Genomic DNA, 21,767 nt, shown 5'->3' with positions numbered 1-21,767 from the left:
TCCCAGGCGTTCTGCCCGGATCGCACCGCAACGCCACCACGAGAGAAGACACAGGAGTGCAGGAATGAACGGTTCAGAAGCCATGGTGAGGACCTTGCTTCAGCATGAAATATCGGTATGTTTCGCCAATCCGGGAACCTCGGAGATGCACTTCGTCTCCGCGCTGGACAGGCTGCCCCGGATGCGCTGCGTGCTCGGCCTGTTCGAGGGGGTCGTAACCGGGGCGGCCGACGGCTACTTCCGCATGGCCCAGCGCCCGGCGGCCACGCTGCTGCACCTGGGGCCGGGTCTGGGCAACGGCCTGGCCAATCTGCACAACGCCAAGCGCGCGCGCTCGGGCATCGTCAACATCATTGGCCAGCATGCGCACGATCACATCGCCAACGATGCGCCCTTGACCTCCGACATCGAGGGCATCGCGCGCCCGATGTCGAACTGGGTACGCACCTGCGCGTCGGCGGCGACCGCGCCGACCGACGTCGCTGACGCCGTCGCCGTCGCGGCGAACCCCGAGCCCGGCATCGCCTCCCTCATTCTGCCGGCCGACGTCGCCTGGGGAGATAGCCCGGAACAAGACCTTGCGCGCCGAGCCCAGAGGCCGCTGCCTCGACCGGCGGACGATATTGTCGAGCGCATCGCCGAGTTGCTGCTTTCGGGGCGCTATCCGCCAGAGTCGACCGCGCTGCTTCTGGGCGGGCGCGCCATGCGGGGCGAGGCCCCCCGGCTCGCGGGACAGATCGCTGCACGCACAGGGTGCCGGTTGCTGGCCGAGACCAAGAATGCCCGCTCCGAACGCGGGGCCGGGCGCGTCAACATCCCGCAGATTCCCTATCCGATCGGGCCCGCTCTGGATACGCTCAAGGACATCCGCTACCTCGTCCTGGTGGATGCCCGGGCCCCCGTCGCGTTCTTTGCCTATCCGGAAACCCCGCGCTTGCTGACCCACCCGGAGTGCCGGATCGACACGCTGGCCTGCCCGGCCGAGGACGTGACATCCGCACTGGTGGCGTTGAACGACGCGGTCAAGGGCAGCGCGAACGAGATCGCCCACCTGAGTCCGGCTGCGCGCTCCGCCCACGGTGGCAACGGCGCATCCGACGACACGCCCACCTCGCTGTCTCTCGGCCACGCGCTGGCAGGCCTGCTGCCCGAGCACGCGATCATCGTCGACGAGGCGATCACCACGGGCCGCCAGCTTCAGAGCGCGTGCGCCAGCGCCGCGCCTCACGACTGGCTGGAGATCACCGGCGGCGCCATCGGTTATGGGCTTCCCTGCGCGGTCGGCGCGGCAACCGCCTGCCCGGACCGCAAGGTCGTCGCCATCATCGGCGACGGCAGCGCGATGTACACGGTGCAGTCCCTGTGGACGATGGCGCGCGAGGGACTCGACATCACGGTGGTCATCTGCGCCAACCGGAAGTACCAGATATTGCGCGGCGAACTCGCCGCCATGGGCGGGCCGCCGCCCGCCGCCAACGCCGAACGCATGCTCTCGATCGACCAGCCCGCGCTGGACTGGGTCCAGATCGCGGGCGGGCACGGCGTCCCGGCCACGCGGGTATCCAGCGCCTCGGGCTTCGCCCATGCGCTCGGCCGCGCACTGGCAACGCCGGGCCCCCACCTGATCGAAGTCCTGCTCTGAGCAGCGTACCGCTCCCGGTCCCGCCGGGAGGCATTTCATAACGAAAGGAGACCGCACCATGAAGAAACGCTATGACGCTGCCCTGCAGCGCGCCGCATCCTGCCTGCTGGCTTCGGGCCTGGCCATCGGCGTGGCGGCCCCGGCTGCCGCCGCCTATCCCGAGAAGCCCATCGTCGTGGTGGTACCGTTCGCACCGGGCGGCTCGACCGACCAGATAGGCCGCCTGGTCGCCGAGCACTTTCACAAGGACTTCGGCGTTCCCGTAATCGTCGAGAACCGGCCCGGCGCGGCGGGCACGGTGGGCAGCGCTCACGTCGCCCGCAGTGCTCCCGATGGATACACCCTGCTGATCGGCGGGTCGGACACCGTGGCGAGCCAGTTCCTGTACGAGAACCTGCCCTACGACCCGGAGCGGGACCTGACACCGATCGGCATCGTTTCCGAGTTCCCGTTTCTCATGCTGGTGGACAAGCGGCGCAAGCTCGGCTCGGTGAAGGAGTACGTCGACTACGCACGGCAGAATCCGCAGAAGGTCAGCTTCTCGTCGGCCGGGATGGGCAACTCGACCCACCTCGCCGGTGAAGTCTTCAAGAAGGCTGCCGGGCTCGACTCGATGGTCCATGTCCCGTACAACGGCAGCGCGCTCGCGTTGACCGCGGTGGTCAGCGGCCAGGTGGATTTCGCGTTCGACCCCGCGATGAGTTCCATCCAACTCGTGCACGGCGGGAAAGCCGACGCGCTGGCCGTGGTCGCCGGGCAACGCTTGCCGGCGCTGCCGGATGTGCCCTTGATGTCGGAGCTCGGCTACACGGAATTCGACCAGCTCTCTCCCTGGTCGTGGAAAGGCCTGTTCGCGCCGGCGGGCACCCCGGAGGAGACCCTCGAGAAACTCACGACGTCGCTTGCGGCCCTGCTGTCCGACCAGGGCTTCCAGAAGCGCATCGAAGACACGGCATCGCTGGTGGTGCCGCCTCAGAGCCGAACGCAGGCGCAGGAATTCCTGACCCGGCAACGCGCCGGTTGGGGCGATCTCATCCGCGCCACGGGCGTGGAACCGCAGTGAGCAAGGCCATCCAGAAGCGAGAGGATCATCCATGACCCACTTCCGCACCTTGAGCCAGCTTGCCGCAGCGCTCGTACTCACTGCCATCGGAACCGGCGCCGTCGCGTCCGCGCCTGCCGCCTATCCCAGCAAGCCCGTGCGTCTCGTCGTCGCCTACCCGCCCGGCGGAACGACCGACACCCAGGCGCGCATTCTGGCGCAAAAGCTCAGTGAGCGCTGGCGACAGACGATCATCGTGGACAACCGGCCCGGCGGCAATACGGTGATCGCCACGGCGGCCGTCGCCAGTGCCGAGCCGGACGGCCACACCCTCTTGTTGACGGCCATGCCCGTGGCCCTCAACCCCCTGGTGATGGATTCCCTACCGTACGACACGAAGAAGGACCTGGCGCCGGTGACCCTGCTCACGACGGTGCCCGGCGTAGTCATCACCAACACGGAGCAAGGGGTGAAAAGCCTTCCCGAGTTCGTCGAGAAATACAAGAATGGCAAAGCGCCCGCGCTGTTCGGATCGGCCGGCAACCTGACGTTCACCCATCTGAGCGGCGAGCTGTTCGCGAATCGCTCGGGCCTGAAGCTGGAGCATGTGCCGTACAAGGGGAGCGCCGGGGCGCATCAGGACCTCATCGGCGGGCGGGTCGACATCCTCTTCGACAACGGCGCGCTGCCGCTGATCCAGGCCGGGCGCGTCGTGCCGCTGGGCGTCACGTCGCGCACCCGCCTGCCCTGGCTACCTGAGGTGCCCACCGTTGCCGAACAAGGGTTTCCGGACTATGAAGCGGCCGCCTGGTTCGGCATCTTCACCCGGGGCGGCACGCCCAAGCCCGTCGTGGAGCAGATCGCGAAGGATATCTCCTGGGCACTGAACCTGCCGGAGGTGCAGCAGCAATTCGCGGCTGCCGGCGTGTTCGCCGAAGGCGGCACGCCGGAAGATTTCCAGCGCCACCTCGACGCCGAAACCGAGCGCTGGGCCCGCATCATCAGGGAGCAGAACATCACACTGCAATAGGCGCCCGGGCGCAGTGGGCGGACCGATGCCTGCATCGGCCCGCCGGCCAGACGGGGCAGCGGCGTCACGCGCCCTGCCCCGTCTCTGCGCCGGATCCGGCTTCGCGCAACTGGCGGATGGAGATCCCGTGCTGCTTCCTGTCCCAGAGCTGCTCACGGAAGCGGGCTTCTTTCAGCATGACGCGCTGGAGCTTGCCTGTCGCCGTGCGCGGCAGATCGTCCACCAGGGCGATGTACCGGGGAATCATGTAATGCGGCAGCCTGTGCACCAGGAAGCCCAGCAGATCCTCGGGTGTGATGCCAGCCGCAGGTTCCGGCACGATGAAAAGCGCGATCTCGTCGTCGCCCTGCAAGCCTGACGGCACGCCCACCGCCCCTGCCTGCCGGACAGCGGGATGCTCCAGCGCCGCGGCCTCGATGTCGCCCGCCGAGATGTTCTCCGCCTTGCGCCGAATGCGCTCTTTGACCCGATCGACGAAGTACACATGACCGTCTGCATCGACATACCCGCTGTCTCCGGTGTGGAACCAGAGGTTGCGCCAGGCCTCGACCGTCTTTTCGGGCATGCCCAGGTAGCCCAGCATGACCGTCCAGGGCAATCGCGGACGCACGACCAGTTCGCCCACGTCGCCGCAGCCCAGCGGCATGTCGGTCTCGGGGTCCACCACGCTGAGCTCGTACTGATCTTGATCGATCCGGCCGCACGAACCGAGGCGCAGCGGCTCGTCCAGCGGGCTCCAGCACGGTATGCCGATCTCGGTCATGCCCCAGACTTCCATGCCCTTCACGCCGAACCGTTCTTCGAACTGCGCAGCGATGCGCTTGGGGAACGGCGCTGTGCGCACCGTCCTCAATTTGTGGTTTCGATCCTCGGGGCTGGGTTCCAGCGCATAGACCATTTCCAGCATCGGCCCGTGCGCCGCGGTGAGCGTGGCCCCGTACTCGCGGATGCGGTTCAGCCACGTGTCGGGCGCGAAGCCGTTGTCGAGGATGACTTTCCCGCCGACCGACATGGTCGCGAGCACCGACATGAACTTGCCCGCCATGTGATACAGCGGATAAAAGCAGAAGAACACATCGTGCGCCCCTATCCCCGTGCGCAGGGCCGTGTTCCTGGCCAGTCTCGTGACCTGACCGTGCGGCATCTGCACGCCCTTGGCGGGCCCGCTGGTACCGGACGTGAAGATGACCGAGGCGCAGTCGCCGGCACGCGCCGCGCACGCCGGGAGCGCAGCGTCAGCCAGCGATCCGTAGCGATGGACCAGAAGGCCTGGCGGTGTGTGCCCCGCTCGCCCGGCCTCGGCGTCCATGAGCACCACCTTCTTCAGGAACTCGAGCCGTGGCAGCGCGGCCTCGATCAGCGGCATGAACTCGCTGCTGGTGACGATGAGCTCGGCTTGCGTCAGGTTGATGGCGTGTTCCAGCGGCTTGCCGAGGTAGCCAGTGTTGAGCGAAACCTCGACCGCTCCGGCCAGGTTGACTCCCAGCCACACGAAAACGGCCTCGGGGCTGTTCCTCAGCATGATCAGCACGCGCTGGCCGGGCTCCACGCCGACGCCGGCCAGGCGAGCCGCGGCCACGCCGGCCCGCTCGTAAACCTCGGCATAACTCAGCGCCGCCGCGCCGACCATCTGCAGGCAAGGGCTTGCGCCGTGCTCCTGCACCGCGGCGGCAAGAAGCCCGGGCACCGTGTCCGCGCCAGACTGGCGTCCGGCAGGGTCGCCTTGCCGTGGATGCGCGCCTGCTCTGGCGTCTCGATCGACCATCGTCTCCTCCATGATTTTTTGATGATTGCCGCTCACGTTCCGGCTGCGGCGCAGACAGCGGATGACCGCATCGAAGCGAGCCGACGTGCCCGACGGATCGGGTGTACGGCATACGTCGCCGCGGCGCGGCCAAGCGGCCGCAGCATTGCCCGTAGAGGATACATCATAAAGTCTGTCTTTATGTACTATTAGCCCCGCATACCGGGCAAGTGCCTACAAAAGGGCAGGCTGGATGCGCTGGGCCCAGGCCTTGCACCCGTCTCGTTCGGTTCTGGCTTGAGCCGGCTGCCCGCCGTCCGATGGACATGGGCGCCCCCCTGCGCTCACAGCTCGTCGCCCCCTTCCTCCACCCGGTGCGGCAGCAACGCACGATGCGCCTCCAGCACCGGATAGGCAGCGCCGGCCACCAGGTGGGCATTGACCTGCTTGAGGTCGCGCAGCACGTCCAGATGGATGGCGCTGGTCTCCGCGGACTGGACGACACCGCGGCGCAGGCGCGCGAAATGCGCAGCCGTGGCTCGGCGCTCGCGCGCACGGAACACCTGCTTTTCCTGCGCCAGACGGCGCGCGTGGACCATCTCGGGCTGGCCGAACACTTCGATGGCGAGCTCGACGTTGGTCAGCAGCCGTTCGGTCAGGCCGAGCAGTTCTGCGCGCCCTTCCGGCGAGAAGCTGATGCCGCGCTTGAGCATCTTCGCAGACATACCCAGCAGGTTGCGGTCGACGATGTCGGCCGCCTGTTCGACGTTGGTCGCGAAGGCGAGTATGCGTCCGGCCTGCTCGCGCTCCGTCTCGCCGAGGGCATCGGCATCGAGCGACACGACGTACGATTTGATGGCCGCGTTCAGGCTGTCGATGGTGTCGTCGGCCTGGCGTATCAAGCTGATCTGATGCCGGCTCGGATGCAGCAACGCCGTGCAGAACCCTTGCAGCATCCGCGACAGCGTCTGCGCCATGCGCACGGTTTCCCGTGCGGCGTTGTCCAGCGCCACCGTGGGTGTCTCGCGCGCGGCCGGATCGAGATAGCGCGGCGTGCGCGCGTCGTTCGGGTCCTCGCGCGCCGGAAGCCAGCGCCGCAGCAAGGCAGCGTAGGGCCCGAGCGCGGGCAGGAACACCAGGGCCAGAACAAGGTTGAAGGCGGTGTGATAATCCGCCACCGCCCGCGCGGGCCCCGGTTCCAGCCACGTGAGCAGCGCCACCGTCCACGGCAGCACGAGGAGCGCGACCGCCACGCCCGCCAGCCGGTTGAGCAGATTGCCTATCGGGACTCGCCAGGCAGCGGGGTTGCGTCCGCCGACGCCCTCGAGCACCGGGTTGATCGCGGTGCCCAGGTTGGCACCCAGGACGAATGCCAGCGCGGTATCCAGCGGTATCGCGCCGTGCGAGGCGAAGGACATGGCCAGCAGCACGATGGCCACGCTCGAATGCACGGCCCAGGCCAGCACAGCGCCCAGCACCACATAGAGCACCGGCTGGGTCGCCACCGCGTCGAGGAAACCGCGCACGCTGGCAGCGTTCTCGTAGGGCTGCATCAGGCTGACCAACTGGTGCAGCGACATCAGCATCAGCCCGAGCCCGATGAACACGCGGCCGAAGTCGCGCCGACCCGCGCTCGCCCGCTGGAACATCAGAAAGCCGATCAGGATCAGCACGGGGGCCACCCGCACCACGTCGAACGACAGCACTTGGACGATCAGCGTGGTGCCGATGTTCGCGCCCAGCATGACGGCCAGCGCCGGAATCAGGCCGACCAGGCCCCGCGCGGCAAAGCCGGTGACCATCAGCCCGGTGGCCGTGCTGCTCTGCAGGATGGCCGTGACGCCGACCCCGGCCAGCAGGGCCCGCAGGCGCGAGCCGAGCGCGCGCGCCAGCCAGATCTTGAGCTGGCCGCCGAAGGCGCGCTGGATGCCGGTCTGCACCATGCGCACACCCCAGAGCAGCAACGCGATCGCCCCGGCCAGATCGAGCAGGGTCAGGGGAAGATCCATCATGTCGGCCGGGCCGGCGGGCGAGGCCGGGCGGGCGGCGCCGGCTTGGTATGATCGGCGCGTTCGAATCCGCCGGGCGGCCTGCGCCGCCCAGGCACCAGCGGGCGCTGCGTGGCGCCCAGGACTTCCCCATGAGCCAGACCGACCACCTCACCCAGCTCGGGCAGGCCGCTGCGCCGGCCGCGAGCCCGGAACACGCCGTGCTCGAGCGTGTGCCCAACCCCCACCCCGATACCGACTACGTGGCGCGCTTCACCGCGCCGGAATTCACGTCCCTGTGTCCCGTCACGGGGCAGCCCGACTTCGCGCATCTCGTCATCGACTATGTGCCCGACCAGTGGCTGGTCGAGTCGAAATCCCTCAAGCTGTATCTGACTTCGTTCCGCAACCATGGCGCCTTCCATGAGGATTGCACGGTGGGCATCGGCCGGCGCCTGCAAGCCCTGCTCGAGCCGCGCTGGCTGCGCATCGGCGGCTACTGGTATCCGCGCGGCGGCATCCCGATCGATGTCTTCTGGCAGACCGGCGAGCCGCCCAAGGGCATCTGGCTGCCCGATACCGGCGTCGCCGCCTACCGCGGCCGCGGCTGAGCGGCACGCGCGGACGGGGCCGCGGGCGAGCTCTCGAGCCGGCCGGTGCCGCCGCACGCCGGACAGGACCGCTCGCCGAGCCGGCCGGTGCCGTCACACACGCGGCAATCGACGGTGTCGCTCCGAGGGGGCGCCGGGTTGGTGCTCGCAGCGGAATCTGCCATGATCGACTCCTGGGGCCTGTTGACGCCATGTTCCCTCTGTGTGAGCAGGATTCCATCGACATGCATGCCGGTGAGCGTCGCCGCGCGGATGGGCTCTCCAGCATATCCCGTTCCACCACGTTCATCCGCAAGGAGGAATCATGGACGACTCGGTCAAGGCTGCCATGCAGCGCTGGCCCAATGTGCCCGCCGTGTATGGCTGGCTCTCGCTCGATGCGCGCGGCCAGTGGCATCTGCACCCCGAGGGCAAGGCCGCCGACGGCGGGCCCGGCGAGTCGATCACCAGCCCGCAGATCCTCGCCTTCATCAACCGCAACTACGCGCACGAGCGCGATGGCCGCTGGTACTTCCAGAACGGCCCGCAGCGGGTCTACGTGCGCATCGACGCAGCACCGCTGATCCTGCGCATCGCCGATGCGGGCATCGGCCTGCAGACACACACCGGCCAGCCGGTTCTGGCGGTCAGCGAATGGCTGCTGAGCGCCGACGGCAGGCTGTACGCCAGAACCGGCCTGGGCCCGGCGATGCTCGAGGATCGCGACCTCGCACCATGGCTGGAGACGCTGCGCGACGAGGCGCACGGCAGTGCGCTCCTCGACGTCCTGGCCGCGGACCCGCCGGCGCCGGCCAGCATGCGCGTGGCGCCGAACGACGGTTCGCTGCCCGCGGCGCCCCTGCTGCGCATGGACACCGAAGATCTCGCCGGCCACCTGGGGTTCACCCGCATGCCGCGGGCACCGGATTGAGCCTTTCCGCCATCGCGTTGCACATCTACGACGCAACTCCCTTGACAGTCGAGCGCCGAGCCAGCGATAGTTTGTTACCCAACCTCTCTTTCCAAGGACGCTAAGGATGGCAACCGGTGTGGTGAAGTGGTTCAATGCCGAGAAGGGATACGGTTTCATAACCCCCGATGACGGCGGCAAGGATTTGTTCGCGCATTTCTCCGAGATACAGGGGGTGCAGGGCTACAAGACGCTGGCCGAGAACCAGAAGGTCTCCTTCGAACCGGCACAGGGCGCGAAGGGGCCGCAAGCCACCAATATCAAGCCCATCTGACGCCCTTGCCGCGGCCGGCGCCCGTCCGGGCTGGCCGCGCGCCTCTCACGGCGCTTTCCGACGCGCCTCATTCCGGCACGTCGCTTGCTCGGGCTCTCCGCGCTCGGGGCCCCGTCGCGGCTCCAGGGATACCCCTATCGTGGAAGAACTGGGCACACAAATCTGGCATACCGTTCAATCCGAATTCGCCGACCTGCCCAGTGCAGTCGAACTCACGCGCATCATCACGCGCCTGACGGTGGCCATGCTGCTGGGCGGGCTGCTCGGCTACGAACGTGAGGCGCATGGCAAGTCGGCCGGCCTGCGCACCCACATGCTGGTCGCATTGGGAGCGGCGATGTTCGTGCTGGTGCCCACCGAGGCCGGCATGTCACTGGACGACGCGAGCCGCGTCATCCAGGGCGCGATCACCGGCATCGGTTTTCTCGGCGCGGGCGCGATCCTCAAACTCACCGGCGACGGCCGCGTGCATGGCCTGACCACGGCCGCCGGCATCTGGCTCACGGCCTCGGTGGGCATCGCTGCCGGCCTGGGGCGCGAAGGCACCGCGGTCGTCGCCACCGTCTTCGCCCTCTTCATCCTGGCCGCGCTCAAGCGCCTGAACATCTCCCAACCGGAAGACGATGCGCGACAGAATGGCGATCGAACCGCGCCGCTGGGCGCGAGCCGTCCGAGCCGCACGGACATCGAAGCCAACCACCCCGACGACGAAGGCGTAAGCCGTAGCTGAAAGCCGCCTGCACCGGCCACATGGCCAGCTACAGCACCGGAGAGAACAGGCGCGCGCAGGCGTCCATGAATCGCCGGGGCAGCGATTGCCGGAACTGCGCCGGAATGCGCCGCGCATAGTGCAAATCGGCCTCGAACTGGTCGTGCAGCCGCTGCGCCATGCGTGCGCCGTAGACCAGGGCGCAGACTTCGTAGTTCAGCCGGAAGCTGCGGCTGTCGAAATTCGCCGTGCCGATGAAACTGCAGTCCTCGTCGACCAGCAGTGTCTTGGAGTGCAGCATGCGGTCCTTGAACTCCCAGATCCTGACGCCGGCATTGAGCAGCTCGTTGTAGTAGGAACGCGCGGCCGCGCTGACGATGCGCGAATCGGCGCGCTCGGGTACCAGGACGCGCACGTCCACGCCGCGCATGGCGGCCGAGATCAGCGCGAACACGGCCGGTGCGGTCGGCACGAAATAAGGCGTCGTCAGCCAGGCGCGTTCGCGGGCGTTGTCGATCGCGGCGATCTGCATCCGGTGGATGGCCTCGCGCTCGTCGTTGGGCCCGGAATGCAGGATCTGCACGAACTCGGACCCGGCGGAAACCTGGGGCATCAGCCGCTCGAAATTCTCCAGCGGTGTCTTGCCCCGGCTCTTGTCCGCGGTATAGAGCCAGTCCTCGAGAAATACAGTCTGCAGCCAGCGCACCGCGCCGCCGGTGATGCGCAGATGCACGTCGTGGAATGCATGCGGATTGACCCGTTCGTCCTGGTCGTCGGTGACGTTCAGGCCGCCCACGAAACCGACCTTGCCGTCGCACACGACGATCTTGCGGTGCGTGCGAAAGTTGATCACCGGACGAAAACGGCGCCCGATCCGCGTATCGTGGAAAAAGGCGAGCTCGCCGCCTGCGCGCGTGAGCGGCGCAAAGAAACGCCGGCCCGCCGTGACCGAGCCCAGCGCGTCGATCAGCAGGCGCACCTTGACGCCCTCGGCGGCCTTCTGCGTCAGCAGGTCACGCAAGGCCTTGCCGATGCGGTCGGTGGCGAAGATGTAGTACTCGAGGTGCACGTGCTCGCGCGCCTCGGCGATCGCCGTGAAGATCGCATCGAAGGTCTGGGCGCCGTCGACCAGCAGATCGGCTTCCTGCGCCGTGGCGATGGGGTTGTCGCAGGACGCAAAGCCCAGTCGGGCCATCTGGCGCAAGTGCACCGGCGCGTCGAACGCAGACTCCTTGGCCTGCGCCGACTTGTCGTCGGGATCGACCGCCGCCCGGCTGCGCAGCCGGCGCAGGCGAAAGCGCTTGAGGCGCTGGGGACCGAAGAAGTAGTAGATGAGATAGCCCAGTATGGGCAGGGCCGCGAGGGAGAGTATCCAGGCGACCGTGGTGGCTGGCGGGCGCTTCTGGAGAATGATCCAGAATGCCAGGCCCACCAGGTACAGCGCCCAGCCCGAGGTGAGCAGGGTCTGCCAGGCGATGTCCGTCATTGCCGCCGATGCCGCGGGCAAAGGCCGGCCGGGCGCTGCGCGCGCCTGGGGCGACGACCGAAAAAAGAGCCCCCACGCGGCGCCTTCGGCTTGCAGCCCCCCGCGGGGGTGCTTTTTTGCCTTGGAAGTGGCCCGGCGGCAAAAAACGGCCCGCGGCCGCCACATCCGACAGGACGAGGCTGACCACGGGCCTGAATTTCGACCGACACGCGACGCCCCGAGGCGCCGCTCAGCTAGCGGGAATGACGCGCGTCGTGCCGGAGCCGCTGATGACCTGCACGCGCTGGCCGGCATACAACTGGACATCGGCCTCTTGCGCGACCACGCGCACTTCGCCGTTGTCCAGACGCACGGTGATTTCGTAGCCGGCGCGCTTCTCGAGACCGCGCTCGGCCTGGGTGCCGGCCAGGGCACCCGCCAGACCGCCGACCACCGTGGCGATGGTGCGTCCGGAACCGCCGCCGATCTGATTGCCCGCCAAGCCGCCCAGCGCAGCGCCGGCGACCGTGCCGGCACCCGTGGACTGCTCCGGCTGGATCGTGATGTTCCGCACATTGAGCACCGTGCCGGCGCGCGAGACTTGTTCGCGCTGGGCCTGCCCGAAACTGTACACATTGCCCGACGCGCTCTGATTCGCGCAGCCGGCCAGTGTGACGGCACCGAGCACGACGGCGGCAACCATCGCGCGCCCGCCGATGCGGGAAGTTTTGGGAGAGACGCTTTGCGCTGCCATGGCAGTAGATCCTTGGAGATACTGAATACGTGATGATACCTTTTGCGGGCCTTCTCGTCGGCGAGCAAGCGTTAACAATCCCCTACAATCCGCGCCATGGATTCAATCACTCAAGCGGTCTTCGGCGCCGCCATCCAGGGCGCCATGCTGGGCCGCAGCCAGGGACGCAAAGCCCTGGTCTATGGCGCCTTCCTCGGAACCCTGCCCGACCTGGATGTGATGATTCGTTACGCGGACCCGGTCTCCGCGATGACGCATCACCGCGGCTTCAGCCACTCGCTGATCGTCATCAGCGTGTGTTCGCTGCTGTTCGCGTGGCTGATCCGCCGCTGGCGCCCGGCGCCGGACTACACAGCGGGCAGGCTGGCGTTGACGATCTGGCTGGTGCTGACCACCCACGTACTGCTCGATGCTCTCACCAGCTACGGCACGCAGATCTGGTGGCCGTTCACGCCCACGCCGGTGTCCTGGTCGAGCATCTTCATTGTCGATCCGGTCTTCACCACGCCATTGGTGCTCGCGGTGCTGGCCGGCCTGGCCATTGGCATCGGCAGGCGCATGCATGCGGTCATCAAGGGCGTGCTGGTGTTCTGCTTCGCCTACCTGGCCTTCACCGTCGGGGCCAAGATCCTGGTCGAACACTCGGCCGCCAAGGCGCTGGCCAACGACGACGTCGAGATCACCGAGGTCTTCTCCGCCCCGGCGCCGCTGAACACCCTGCTCTGGCGCGTGATCCTCAAGGACGATCAGGACCACTACTACGAGGGCTTCATCAGTCTGTTCGACCGCGGCGCCCCCGACTTTGTCCGCCTGCCCCTGAATACGGCGCTGGCCGCGCCGCTTGTAGACACCCCCTACTATGGCCGCCTGCGCTGGTTCACCGGCAACTGGCTGCGCCAGGACGTGATCGGCGATACGCTCGTCGTCACCGACCTGCGCATGGGCATGTCCGGTCATCACTTCTTCCGCTTTGCAATGGCGCGCGAGACGGATGGCCGATGGAACATGCTCGTTCCCATGGACTGGCCCGGACGCCGTGGCGGCATGCCCGAGTTGCGCATGCTCTGGCAACGCATCTGGGACGAAGGCGCCCGCCTGCCGCTGGGGCGCTGGGACCGGTACATGACGGAATCGCCCTGGTAGGCGCAGCGACCGGTCGCAGCTCGCCGCCGTCCGCTGCGGCGGTTGCCCCGCCAAGCGTGACGCCGACACGACGAAGGCCCCGATCCTTGCGGATCGGGGCCTTCAGGCCGCCGTCGGGGCGGCCACCCAGGGGCAGGAGGGTTGTCCGCTCCGCCCCTGTCAGACGGCCAGCTCGGACTCGGACTTCTCGCCGTGGCTGTCTTCAGGCTTGCCCGCGCGGCTGGAGCGCGGCTTGCGCGTGCGCGGCGACTTGCCACCGCCGTCCCCGCCGCCGCCCGGCGGGTTGCCGCCACCGCCATCGCCCAGCGATTCGAAGCTGAGCTGGATTTCGCCGGCGTCGTCCACGTCCACCGTCACCCGACCGCCGCCGGCCAGCTTGCCGAACAGCAGCTCGTCGGCCAGCGCCCGCCGGATCGTGTCCTGGATCAGGCGGTGCATGGGCCGCGCGCCCATCAGCGGATCGAAGCCGTGCTTGGCCAGATGCTGCCGCAGCGCGTCGGTGAACACCGCTTCGACGCGCTTCTCGTGCAACTGCTCTTCGAGCTGCATGAGGAACTTGTCGACCACGCGCAGGATGATCTGCTCGTCCAGCGCGGCGAACGGGATGATGGCATCCAGGCGATTGCGGAACTCGGGCGTGAACATGCGGCGGATGTCGGCCATCTCGTCGCCCTTCTCCCGGCTGTTGGTGAAGCCGATGGCGCGGCGGTTCAGGGCTTCGGCGCCCGCGTTGGTCGTCATGATGACGATGACGTTGCGGAAATCCGCCCTGCGCCCGTTGTTGTCCGTCAGGGTACCGTGGTCCATCACCTGCAGCAGGATGTTGAACACATCCGGATGCGCCTTCTCGATCTCGTCGAGCAGGAGCACGCAGTGCGGCTTCTTGGCGATGGCCTCGGTCAGCAGGCCGCCCTGGTCGAAGCCGACATAGCCCGGCGGCGCGCCGATCAGGCGCGACACCGCATGGCGTTCCATGTACTCCGACATGTCGAAGCGCAGCAGTTCGATCCCCAGGGTGAAGGCGAGCTGGCGCGCGACCTCGGTCTTGCCCACCCCGGTGGGGCCCGAGAACAGGAAGGCGCCGATGGGCTTGTCCGGCTTGCCCAGGCCCGAGCGCGACATCTTGATCGCCGCGGCGAGCGCGTCGATGGCCGCGTTCTGACCGAACACCACGGCCTTCAGGTCGCGATCGAGCGTGGCGAGCTTGTTGCGGTCGTCGCTGGACACCGACTGCGGCGGGATACGCGCGATCTTGGAGACGATGTCCTCGATCTCGCTCTTGCCGATGGTCTTCTTCTGGCGCGACTTGGGCAGGATGCGCTGTGCAGCGCCCGCCTCGTCGATGACGTCGATGGCCTTGTCGGGCAGGTGCCGGTCGTTGATGTAGCGCGCGGAGAGCTCGGCAGCCGCCGTCAGCGCGGCCGCGGAATACCTGATGCCGTGGTGATCCTCGAAGCGGGTCTTCAGGCCGCGCAGGATCTGCACCGTCTGCTCGACGCTCGGCTCGTTGACCTCGATCTTCTGGAATCGGCGGGCCAGCGCGTGGTCTTTCTCGAACACGCCGCGGTACTCGGCGTAGGTGGTCGCGCCGATGCACTTGAGCTGCCCGGACGAGAGCGCGGGCTTGAGCAGGTTCGAGGCATCCAGCGTGCCGCCCGAGGCGGCGCCCGCGCCGATCAGCGTGTGGATCTCATCGATGAAGAGCACCGCCTTGGCGTTTTCCTTGAGCTGCTTGAGCACGCCCTTCAGGCGCTGCTCGAAGTCGCCGCGGTACTTGGTGCCGGCGAGCAGGGCGCCCATGTCGAGCGCGTACACCTGCGTATCCTCGAGCACCTCGGGCACGTCGCCCTGGGTGATGCGCCAGGCAAGGCCCTCGGCGATCGCGGTCTTGCCCACGCCGGCCTCGCCGACCAGCAGCGGGTTGTTCTTGCGCCGGCGGCACAGTACCTGGATGACCCGCTCGACCTCGTCCTCGCGGCCGATGAGCGGATCGATCCGGCCCGCGCGCGCAGCGGCGTTCAGGTTGTGGGTGTACTGCTCTAGCGGCGACGGGCGCGCCTCGCCCTCGGGCGGAGCGGCCTGTTCCTTGGGGGGAGTTGAGGATGCCATCTGCGGTTGCTTCGTGATGCCATGCGACATGAAATTCACGACGTCCAGCCGGCTCACGCCCTGCTGATGCAGGTAGTAGACGGCATGGGAATCCTTCTCGCCGAAGATGGCCACCAGCACGTTCGCGCCGGAGACTTCCTTCTTGCCGCCGCCGGTGGACTGCACGTGCATGATGGCGCGCTGGATCACGCGCTGGAAACCCAGCGTGGGCTGGGTGTCGGCCTCGGCACCGCCCGGGATCACCGGTGTGTTGTCATGCACGAACTGTCGCAGGTTGCGGCGCAGTTCGTCGACGTTGACGACGCAGGCGCGCAGCACCTCGAGAGCGGAGGCGTTGTCCAACAGGGCGAGCAGCAGGTGCTCGACCGTGATGAATTCGTGTCGGGCCTGACGGGCCTCGACGAAGGCCATGTGCAGGGTTACTTCCAATTCCTGGGAAATCACGCTTCCTCCATAACGCATTGAAGCGGATGTTGCTGTTCCCGCGCGTAGCGGCTTACCTGCATCACTTTGGTGGAGGCGATGTCGTAAGTGAAGACACCGCAGACGCCGCGCCCTTCGTGATGCACCTTGAGCATGACCTGCACGGCCTGATCATGCCCCAAACCGAAAAAGCGCTGCAAGACGATAACCACGAATTCCATCGGCGTGAAATCGTCGTTGAGCAGAACCACCTGCCATAGTGGCGGTTCCTTGACCGCGGTCTCGCTTTGCTGCGCCTGGTCCGGTGTCGTATCAAGCCCTGTACCCATGCACCTATTCTATCCACATTTGAGACGCCGGGGGTCGAGCCCGATCGGGAAGGCCGTAGCTTTCATGTGGCGGCGCAACAGCGGTTTGCAAGAGATATGCCGCAGAAACTTCCCGCCGCCTGCAGCGCCTGTTCTGCGTCCGCCGGCCGACATGGGCCACGTAAAACCCGGGTAATGCTTGCGCACTCGCCAGGACTGTATGAAAATACAGCCATCGTACTCCAATGCGGCCCGCCTGCAGGGCATCGCCCGCGGGCTCCGCCACCAGCCAGCCTCATGATCCGCCTTACGGTCCGCCAGCAAGAAATCCTCGATCTCATCCGCAGCACGATCGAGAAGACCGGCATCCCCCCTACCCGCGCCGAAATCGCGCGCGCGCTCGGTTTCAGGTCGCCCAACGCGGCGGAAGACCACCTGAAGGCGCTGGCCCGCAAGGGCGCCATCGAACTGACGGCCGGCACCTCGCGCGGCATTCGCATGGCAGCGGGCGCCATCGCGCCCGAGGCAGCGGCCCCTGCGGCTGCCGCCGCACGCAGCCTGCTGCTGCCGCTCGTGGGCCGGGTCGCCGCGGGCTTTCCCATCCTGGCGGCAGAGCACATCACTCGCCAGGTCGGGGTCGATCCCAGCCTCTTCAGCGAACGTCCCGACTACCTGCTCACCGTGCGCGGCCTCAGCATGCGCGACGCCGGCATCCTGGAGGGCGACCTGCTCGCGGTACGCAAGACAGCGGAGGCGCGCAACGGTCAGATCGTCGTGGCCCGCCTGGGCGACGAAGTCACCGTCAAGCGCCTGCGCCGCCAGGACGGCCAGGTCCGGCTGCTGCCGGAGAACCCCGATTTCGAGCCCATCGTCGTCACCGAGGACGACGGCTTCGCGCTGGAAGGCGTCGCGGTGGGGTTGATCCGCGCCAGCGGCCTGCACTGAAGTCCGGCCAGGCGCCCCTGCGCACGGGCCTTCCGATACCAAAAGACAACAGCCCCGTGGCGCGAGCCACGGGGCTGTTGTCGATGGCGCGCCCAACCGGACGCACGCCATCGATACATCAATGCTTCACGAGGCCTTCCTGTGCATCGACGGCGGCCCCGGCCTTCGAACCGACGGGCGTCTCGGCCTTGTCGTCTTCAGGCATGGGCTCGGGCATGCGCTCGAGCGCATGCGCCAGCACCTCGTCGATCCAGCGCACCGGCACGATCTCGATCTCGCTCTTGACGTTCTCCGGGATGTCCTGGAGATCCTTCACGTTCTCGTGCGGGATCAGCGCCGTCTTGATGCCGCCGCGGTGCGCCGCGAGCAGCTTCTCCTTCAGGCCGCCGATCGCGAGCACCTCGCCGCGCAGCGTGATCTCGCCGGTCATGGCGACATCGGCGCGCACCGGGATGCGCGCCAGGGCCGAGACCATGGCCGTGGTGATGGCGATACCCGCGGACGGGCCATCCTTCGGCGTCGCGCCTTCCGGCACGTGCACGTGCATGTCGCGCTTTTCGAACAGGGTGTCGTTCAGGCCCAGCCGGCGGGCGCGCGAACGCACCACCGAACGCGCGGCTTCGACCGACTCCTTCATCACGTCGCCGAGCGAACCTGTGCGCTGGATCACGCCCTTGCCGGGCATGTCCGCCACTTCGATCGTGAGCAGATCGCCACCGACCTCGGTCCAGGCCAGCCCGGTGACCTGCCCGATCTGGTTCTCCTTCTCGGCCATGCCGAAGGTATAGCGGCGCACGCCCAGGAACTCGGACAGGTTCTCCGAGTTGACGGCGATATGCTTGACCTCGGGCTGGCTCAGCAGGCGCTTGACCACCTTGCGGCAGATCTTGCTGACCTCGCGTTCGAGCGCACGCACGCCCGCTTCCCGGGTGTAGTAGCGCACGATGTCGCGCAGCGCATCCTCGCCCACCGCGATCTCGCCCTCGCGCAGGCCATTGTTCTTGACCAGCTTGGGCAGCAGGTGCTCGCGCGCGATGTGGATCTTCTCGTCCTCGGTATAGCCCGAGAGGCGGATGACCTCCATGCGGTCGAGCAGCGCCGGCGGGATGTTCAGCGTGTTGCTGGTCGCGACGAACATCACGTCCGACAGATCGAAGTCGACCTCGACATAGTGATCCTGGAAGGTGTGGTTCTGCTCCGGATCGAGCACTTCGAGCAGGGCCGACGCGGGGTCGCCGCGGAAATCCATGCCGAGCTTGTCGATCTCGTCGAGCAGGAACAGCGGGTTGCGCACGCCCACCTTGGACAGGCTTTGCAGGATCTTGCCCGGCATCGAGCCGATATAGGTGCGGCGGTGGCCGCGGATCTCGGCCTCGTCGCGCACGCCGCCCAGGGCCATGCGCACGAACTTGCGGTTCGTCGCCTTGGCGATCGACTGGCCCAGCGAGGTCTTGCCCACGCCCGGAGCGCCCACCAGGCACAGGATCGGCGCCTTGACCTTGTCCACGCGCTGCTGCACCGCGAGGTATTCGACGATGCGTTCCTTGACCTTCTCCAGGCCGTAGTGGTCGTCGTCCAGCACCTTCTCGGCGTTGGAGATCGAGTTGTTCACCCGCGACTTCTTCTTCCAGGGCAGGCCGATCAGCGTGTCGATGTAGTTGCGCACCACCGTGGCTTCGGCGGACATGGGCGACATGAGCTTGAGCTTCTTCAGCTCGGCGTCGGCCTTCTTGCGCGCCTCCTTGGGCATCTGGGCGGCTTCGATCTTCTTTTCCAGCTCTTCGAGATCGGCGCCTTCCTCGCCTTCGCCGAGTTCCTTCTGAATGGCCTTGACCTGCTCATTCAGGTAGTACTCGCGCTGGCTCTTCTCCATCTGCTTCTTGACGCGGCCGCGAATGCGCTTCTCGACCTGGAGAATGTCGATCTCGGTCTCGAGCTGGGCGAGCAAGGCCTCGAGACGTTCGCTGACGTCCACGATCTCGAGCATCTTCTGCTTCTGCTCGAGCTTGAGCGGCAGGTGCGCGGCGATGGTGTCCGCGAGCCGGCCGGCCTCGTCCAGGCCCGCCAGCGAGGTCAGGATCTCGGGCGGGATCTTCTTGTTGAGTTTGACGTACTGGTCGAACTGGGAAACGATGGTCCGGCGCAGCGCCTCGTTCTCGGCGCTCTGGCCCTCTTCGGGCGCGACCGGCACCAGCTCGCAGGAAAAGTGTGTGCCGACATCGGTCACGCGCGTGATGCGCGCGCGCTGGGCCCCTTCGACCAGCACCTTGACGGTGCCGTCGGGCAGCTTGAGCATCTGCAGGATGCTCGCGACGCAGCCGAGGTCGTAGACGTCGTCGGCCGAGGGTTCATCCTTGGCGGCGGACTTCTGAGCCACCAGCATGACGCTCTTGCCGCTCTCCATGGCGGTCTCGAGTGCCTTGATCGAGCGCGGGCGACCCACGAACAATGGAATCACCATGTGCGGGAACACGACCACGTCCCGCAGCGGCAGGAGCGGCAGCTCGATCGGCTCAGAGGCAAGTACCTGACTGGCTGACATGTGATGGGGATCCTTTAAGCGTGAATGCAAGCACTATGGGGATGAAGAGGCGGGGTTCAACCCCCCGCCCGAGTGCCGTGCCGCCGCGCACTGGGCACGGTGGCCGGCACGGCTGCCCTCCCGCCTATTTGCCGCCCGAAGCGGCTTTCGCCGGATCTTCCGTATAGATGAGCAAGGGAGGCCCCGCGCCTTCGATCGTCTGCTCGTCGAGCACCACGCGGCTGACGCCCCCCCCTTCCGAGGGCAGGTCATACATGGTGTCGAGCAAGGCTGCCTCGACGATGGAACGCAGGCCCCGCGCGCCCGTCTTGCGCTTGAGCGCCTTGCGTGCGATGGCCGACAACGCGGCCGGACGCACGTCCAGATCGGCTCCCTCCATGGCAAAGAGTTTCTGAAACTGCTTGACCAGCGCGTTCTTGGGCTCGGTGAGGATCTGCACCAGGGCAGCCTCGTCGAGCTCGCTCAGCGTGGCGACCACCGGCAAGCGGCCCACGAGTTCGGGGATCAGGCCGAACTTGATCAGATCCTCCGGCTCGACCTCGCCGAACGTCTGGCCGATGCTGTTTTCGGACTTCGCCTTGACCGAGGCGCCGAAACCGATGCCCGAGCGTTCGGTGCGGTTGCGGATCACCTTGTCCAGGCCGTCGAAGGCCCCGCCGCAGATGAACAGGATGTTCGTGGTGTCGATCTGCACGAAATCCTGGTTCGGATGCTTGCGCCCGCCCTGCGGCGGCACCGAAGCCACCGTGCCTTCGATGAGCTTGAGCAGCGCCTGCTGCACGCCCTCGCCGGACACGTCGCGCGTGATCGACGGGTTGTCGGCCTTGCGCGAGATCTTGTCGATCTCGTCGATGTAGACGATGCCGCGCTGCGCCTTCTCGACCTCGTAGTTGCAGTTCTGCAGCAGCTTCTGGATGATGTTCTCGACGTCCTCGCCGACGTAGCCCGCCTCGGTGAGCGTGGTCGCGTCGGCCATGACGAAGGGCACGTTCAGCAGCCGCGCAAGGGTCTGCGCGAGCAGCGTCTTGCCCGAGCCGGTGGGCCCGATCAAGAGGATGTTGCTCTTGGTGAGCTCGATGTCGTCCGCGCGCCCGGACGCATGCCGCAGGCGCTTGTAGTGGTTGTACACCGCCACCGCCAGCACGCGCTTGGCCTTGTCCTGGCCGATCACGTACTGGTCGAGAATCTCGCGGATCTCGGCCGGCGTGGGCAGGGAGGACTTGGCAGCCCCGCCCTTTTCCTCAGCCGCCATTTCGTCGCGGATGATGTCGTTGCACAAGTCGATGCACTCATCGCAGATGAACACCGACGGCCCGGCGATCAGCTTGCGGACCTCGTGCTGGCTCTTGTTGCAGAACGAGCAGTAGAGCAGCTTTTCGCCGGAGGCTTTCTTTTCCGCCATGCTTAACCCTCGTCGGTACGGGAGCTCATCACTCGGTCGATCAACCCATACGATAGCGCATCGGTCGCGGACATGAAGGTGTCACGTTCGGTATCAGCCTCGATGCGCTCCATGGACTGGCCGGTGCGCTCGGCCAAAATACGGTTCAGGCGCTCGCGCAGGTCCAGGATTTCCTTCGCCTGGATCTGGATGTCGGAGGCCTGGCCCTGGGCGCCGCCCGAGGGCTGGTGAATCATGATGCGCGAGTTGGGCAGCGCAAAGCGCTTGCCCTTGTTGCCCGCGGCCAGCAGGAAGGCGCCCATGCTGGCCGCCATGCCCGTGCACAGGGTGGACACGTCCGGCTTGACGAAGTTCATCGTGTCGAAGATCGCCATGCCGGCATACACCGATCCGCCGGGCGAATTGATGTAGAGAGCGATGTCCTTGTCCGGATTCTCGGACTCCAGGAACAGGAGCTGGGCGACGACCAGATTGGCCGTCTGGTCGTTGACCGGCCCCACCATGAAGACCAGACGCTCCTTCAGCAGGCGCGAATAGATGTCGTAGGCGCGTTCTCCCCGGCCGGACTGCTCGACGACCATGGGCATGAAACCCAGGCCCGTCGGGACCATGGAATCGCCACCGTACATGGCGGCGTAGAAATCATTGAAGCGTTGCATCGCGCTATTCCCCTGCTATGTGTAGCGA

Annotated in this window: 17 protein-coding genes and 1 pseudogene; 9 read left to right on the top strand and 9 right to left on the bottom strand. The window is 67.0% G+C overall.

The genetic code is table 11. From position 1 onward, the window contains the following. Positions 1-64: 64 nt before the first annotated feature. The 3 genes from FOZ76_RS07780 to FOZ76_RS07770 are packed head-to-tail and all read left to right on the top strand — an operon-like array spanning position 65 to position 3,714. Entirely contained in the window at positions 65-1,642 is a 1,578-nt protein-coding gene (locus FOZ76_RS07780) for an acetolactate synthase large subunit (protein WP_143947582.1), read from the top strand. A gap of 58 nt (positions 1,643-1,700) precedes the next feature. Beyond that, positions 1,701-2,705 (top strand): Bug family tripartite tricarboxylate transporter substrate binding protein, encoded by a 1,005-nt coding sequence (locus FOZ76_RS07775; RefSeq protein WP_143947581.1) that lies wholly within the window; start codon positions 1,701-1,703, stop codon positions 2,703-2,705. 49 nt (positions 2,706-2,754) lie between these two features. Further along, positions 2,755-3,714 carry a Bug family tripartite tricarboxylate transporter substrate binding protein gene (locus FOZ76_RS07770; RefSeq protein ID WP_246129339.1) on the top strand — a complete coding sequence of 320 codons (960 nt, stop codon included), beginning with the start codon at positions 2,755-2,757 and terminating at the stop codon, positions 3,712-3,714. Between the two features lie 64 nt (positions 3,715-3,778). Here FOZ76_RS07770 and FOZ76_RS07765 read toward each other — a convergent pair whose 3' ends face one another. Together FOZ76_RS07765 and FOZ76_RS07760 are read right to left on the bottom strand one after the other, a co-directional pair. Next, a complete protein-coding gene (locus FOZ76_RS07765) occupies positions 3,779-5,479 on the bottom strand; it encodes an AMP-binding protein (protein ID WP_143947579.1) in 1,701 nt (566 codons plus the stop codon). Positions 5,480-5,802: 323 nt separating this feature from the next. Beyond that, positions 5,803-7,467, bottom strand: coding sequence for a Na/Pi cotransporter family protein (locus FOZ76_RS07760; protein WP_143947596.1), 1,665 nt, complete (start codon positions 7,465-7,467; stop codon positions 5,803-5,805). A gap of 131 nt (positions 7,468-7,598) precedes the next feature. Between FOZ76_RS07760 and queF the strand changes: the two genes are divergently transcribed. The 4 genes from queF (at position 7,599) to FOZ76_RS07740 (ending at position 10,010) form a co-directional block, all read left to right on the top strand. Then, a complete protein-coding gene (gene queF / locus FOZ76_RS07755) occupies positions 7,599-8,057 on the top strand; it encodes a preQ(1) synthase (RefSeq protein WP_143947578.1) in 459 nt (152 codons plus the stop codon). Positions 8,058-8,361: 304 nt separating this feature from the next. Next, on the top strand, positions 8,362-8,967 hold the full coding sequence (locus tag FOZ76_RS07750; protein ID WP_143947577.1) for a DUF2946 family protein: 606 nt from the start codon (positions 8,362-8,364) through the stop codon (positions 8,965-8,967). Between the two features lie 106 nt (positions 8,968-9,073). Then, positions 9,074-9,280 (top strand): cold-shock protein, encoded by a 207-nt coding sequence (locus FOZ76_RS07745; RefSeq protein ID WP_143947576.1) that lies wholly within the window; start codon positions 9,074-9,076, stop codon positions 9,278-9,280. A gap of 139 nt (positions 9,281-9,419) precedes the next feature. Then, on the top strand, positions 9,420-10,010 hold the full coding sequence (locus FOZ76_RS07740; protein WP_143947575.1) for an MgtC/SapB family protein: 591 nt from the start codon (positions 9,420-9,422) through the stop codon (positions 10,008-10,010). 28 nt (positions 10,011-10,038) lie between these two features. On the opposite strand, the gene cls is transcribed toward FOZ76_RS07740, so the two are convergent. Next, on the bottom strand, positions 10,039-11,475 hold the full coding sequence (gene cls, locus FOZ76_RS07735) for a cardiolipin synthase (RefSeq protein WP_143947574.1): 1,437 nt from the start codon (positions 11,473-11,475) through the stop codon (positions 10,039-10,041). Positions 11,476-11,704: 229 nt separating this feature from the next. Next, positions 11,705-12,208, bottom strand: coding sequence for an outer membrane lipoprotein (locus FOZ76_RS07730; protein WP_143947573.1), 504 nt, complete (start codon positions 12,206-12,208; stop codon positions 11,705-11,707). Between the two features lie 96 nt (positions 12,209-12,304). Here FOZ76_RS07730 and FOZ76_RS07725 point away from each other — a divergent pair, with 96 nt between their 5' ends. After that, positions 12,305-13,351 carry a metal-dependent hydrolase gene (locus tag FOZ76_RS07725; RefSeq protein WP_143947572.1) on the top strand — a complete coding sequence of 349 codons (1,047 nt, stop codon included), beginning with the start codon at positions 12,305-12,307 and terminating at the stop codon, positions 13,349-13,351. Between the two features lie 300 nt (positions 13,352-13,651). On the opposite strand, the pseudogene clpA reads toward FOZ76_RS07725, so the two are convergent. Both clpA and clpS read right to left on the bottom strand, forming a co-directional pair. Beyond that, a pseudogene (gene clpA, locus FOZ76_RS07720) lies at positions 13,652-15,904 on the bottom strand (ATP-dependent Clp protease ATP-binding subunit ClpA); the annotation flags it as partial. After that, complete coding sequence (gene clpS / locus FOZ76_RS07715; RefSeq protein ID WP_143947570.1) at positions 15,901-16,212, bottom strand: ATP-dependent Clp protease adapter ClpS; 312 nt, start codon at positions 16,210-16,212, stop codon at positions 15,901-15,903. The pseudogene clpA and the gene clpS, both read right to left, overlap by 4 nt. Before the next feature lie 276 nt (positions 16,213-16,488). On the opposite strand from clpS, the gene lexA reads away from it, so the two are divergent. Continuing rightward, positions 16,489-17,136: a transcriptional repressor LexA gene (gene lexA / locus FOZ76_RS07710; protein WP_246129338.1), complete on the top strand. Its 648-nt coding sequence runs from the start codon at positions 16,489-16,491 to the stop codon at positions 17,134-17,136. 118 nt (positions 17,137-17,254) lie between these two features. On the opposite strand, the gene lon is transcribed toward lexA, so the two are convergent. The 3 genes from lon to clpP all read right to left on the bottom strand — a co-directional run bounded on the left by lon (position 17,255) and on the right by clpP (position 21,739). Then, positions 17,255-19,678 (bottom strand): endopeptidase La, encoded by a 2,424-nt coding sequence (lon, locus tag FOZ76_RS07705; RefSeq protein WP_143947568.1) that lies wholly within the window; start codon positions 19,676-19,678, stop codon positions 17,255-17,257. A 124-nt stretch (positions 19,679-19,802) separates the two neighbouring features. Further along, positions 19,803-21,080: an ATP-dependent Clp protease ATP-binding subunit ClpX gene (clpX, locus tag FOZ76_RS07700; protein WP_143947567.1), complete on the bottom strand. Its 1,278-nt coding sequence runs from the start codon at positions 21,078-21,080 to the stop codon at positions 19,803-19,805. Between the two features lie 2 nt (positions 21,081-21,082). Continuing rightward, positions 21,083-21,739: an ATP-dependent Clp endopeptidase proteolytic subunit ClpP gene (gene clpP, locus FOZ76_RS07695; RefSeq protein WP_143947566.1), complete on the bottom strand. Its 657-nt coding sequence runs from the start codon at positions 21,737-21,739 to the stop codon at positions 21,083-21,085. Positions 21,740-21,767: the final 28 nt, after the last annotated feature.

It is taken from the genome of Verticiella sediminum, assembly GCF_007558815.1.
Classification (GTDB): Bacteria; Pseudomonadota; Gammaproteobacteria; order Burkholderiales; family Burkholderiaceae_B; genus Verticiella; species Verticiella sediminum.
This window is presented reverse-complemented; position numbering and strand designations above follow the sequence as displayed.

Coding starts and splice junctions, on each gene's coding strand:
- FOZ76_RS07780 (WP_143947582.1), top strand. CDS start 65: ATGAACGGTTCAGAAGCCATGGTGAGGACCTTGCTTCAGCATGAAATA.
- FOZ76_RS07775 (WP_143947581.1), top strand. CDS start 1,701: ATGAAGAAACGCTATGACGCTGCCCTGCAGCGCGCCGCATCCTGCCTG.
- FOZ76_RS07765 (WP_143947579.1), bottom strand. CDS start 5,479: ATGGTCGATCGAGACGCCAGAGCAGGCGCGCATCCACGGCAAGGCGAC.
- FOZ76_RS07760 (WP_143947596.1), bottom strand. CDS start 7,467: ATGGATCTTCCCCTGACCCTGCTCGATCTGGCCGGGGCGATCGCGTTG.
- queF (WP_143947578.1), top strand. CDS start 7,599: ATGAGCCAGACCGACCACCTCACCCAGCTCGGGCAGGCCGCTGCGCCG.
- FOZ76_RS07750 (WP_143947577.1), top strand. CDS start 8,362: ATGGACGACTCGGTCAAGGCTGCCATGCAGCGCTGGCCCAATGTGCCC.
- FOZ76_RS07745 (WP_143947576.1), top strand. CDS start 9,074: ATGGCAACCGGTGTGGTGAAGTGGTTCAATGCCGAGAAGGGATACGGT.
- cls (WP_143947574.1), bottom strand. CDS start 11,475: ATGACGGACATCGCCTGGCAGACCCTGCTCACCTCGGGCTGGGCGCTG.
- FOZ76_RS07730 (WP_143947573.1), bottom strand. CDS start 12,208: ATGGCAGCGCAAAGCGTCTCTCCCAAAACTTCCCGCATCGGCGGGCGC.
- FOZ76_RS07725 (WP_143947572.1), top strand. CDS start 12,305: ATGGATTCAATCACTCAAGCGGTCTTCGGCGCCGCCATCCAGGGCGCC.
- clpS (WP_143947570.1), bottom strand. CDS start 16,212: ATGGGTACAGGGCTTGATACGACACCGGACCAGGCGCAGCAAAGCGAG.
- lexA (WP_246129338.1), top strand. CDS start 16,489: ATGATCCGCCTTACGGTCCGCCAGCAAGAAATCCTCGATCTCATCCGC.
- lon (WP_143947568.1), bottom strand. CDS start 19,678: ATGTCAGCCAGTCAGGTACTTGCCTCTGAGCCGATCGAGCTGCCGCTC.
- clpX (WP_143947567.1), bottom strand. CDS start 21,080: ATGGCGGAAAAGAAAGCCTCCGGCGAAAAGCTGCTCTACTGCTCGTTC.
- clpP (WP_143947566.1), bottom strand. CDS start 21,739: ATGCAACGCTTCAATGATTTCTACGCCGCCATGTACGGTGGCGATTCC.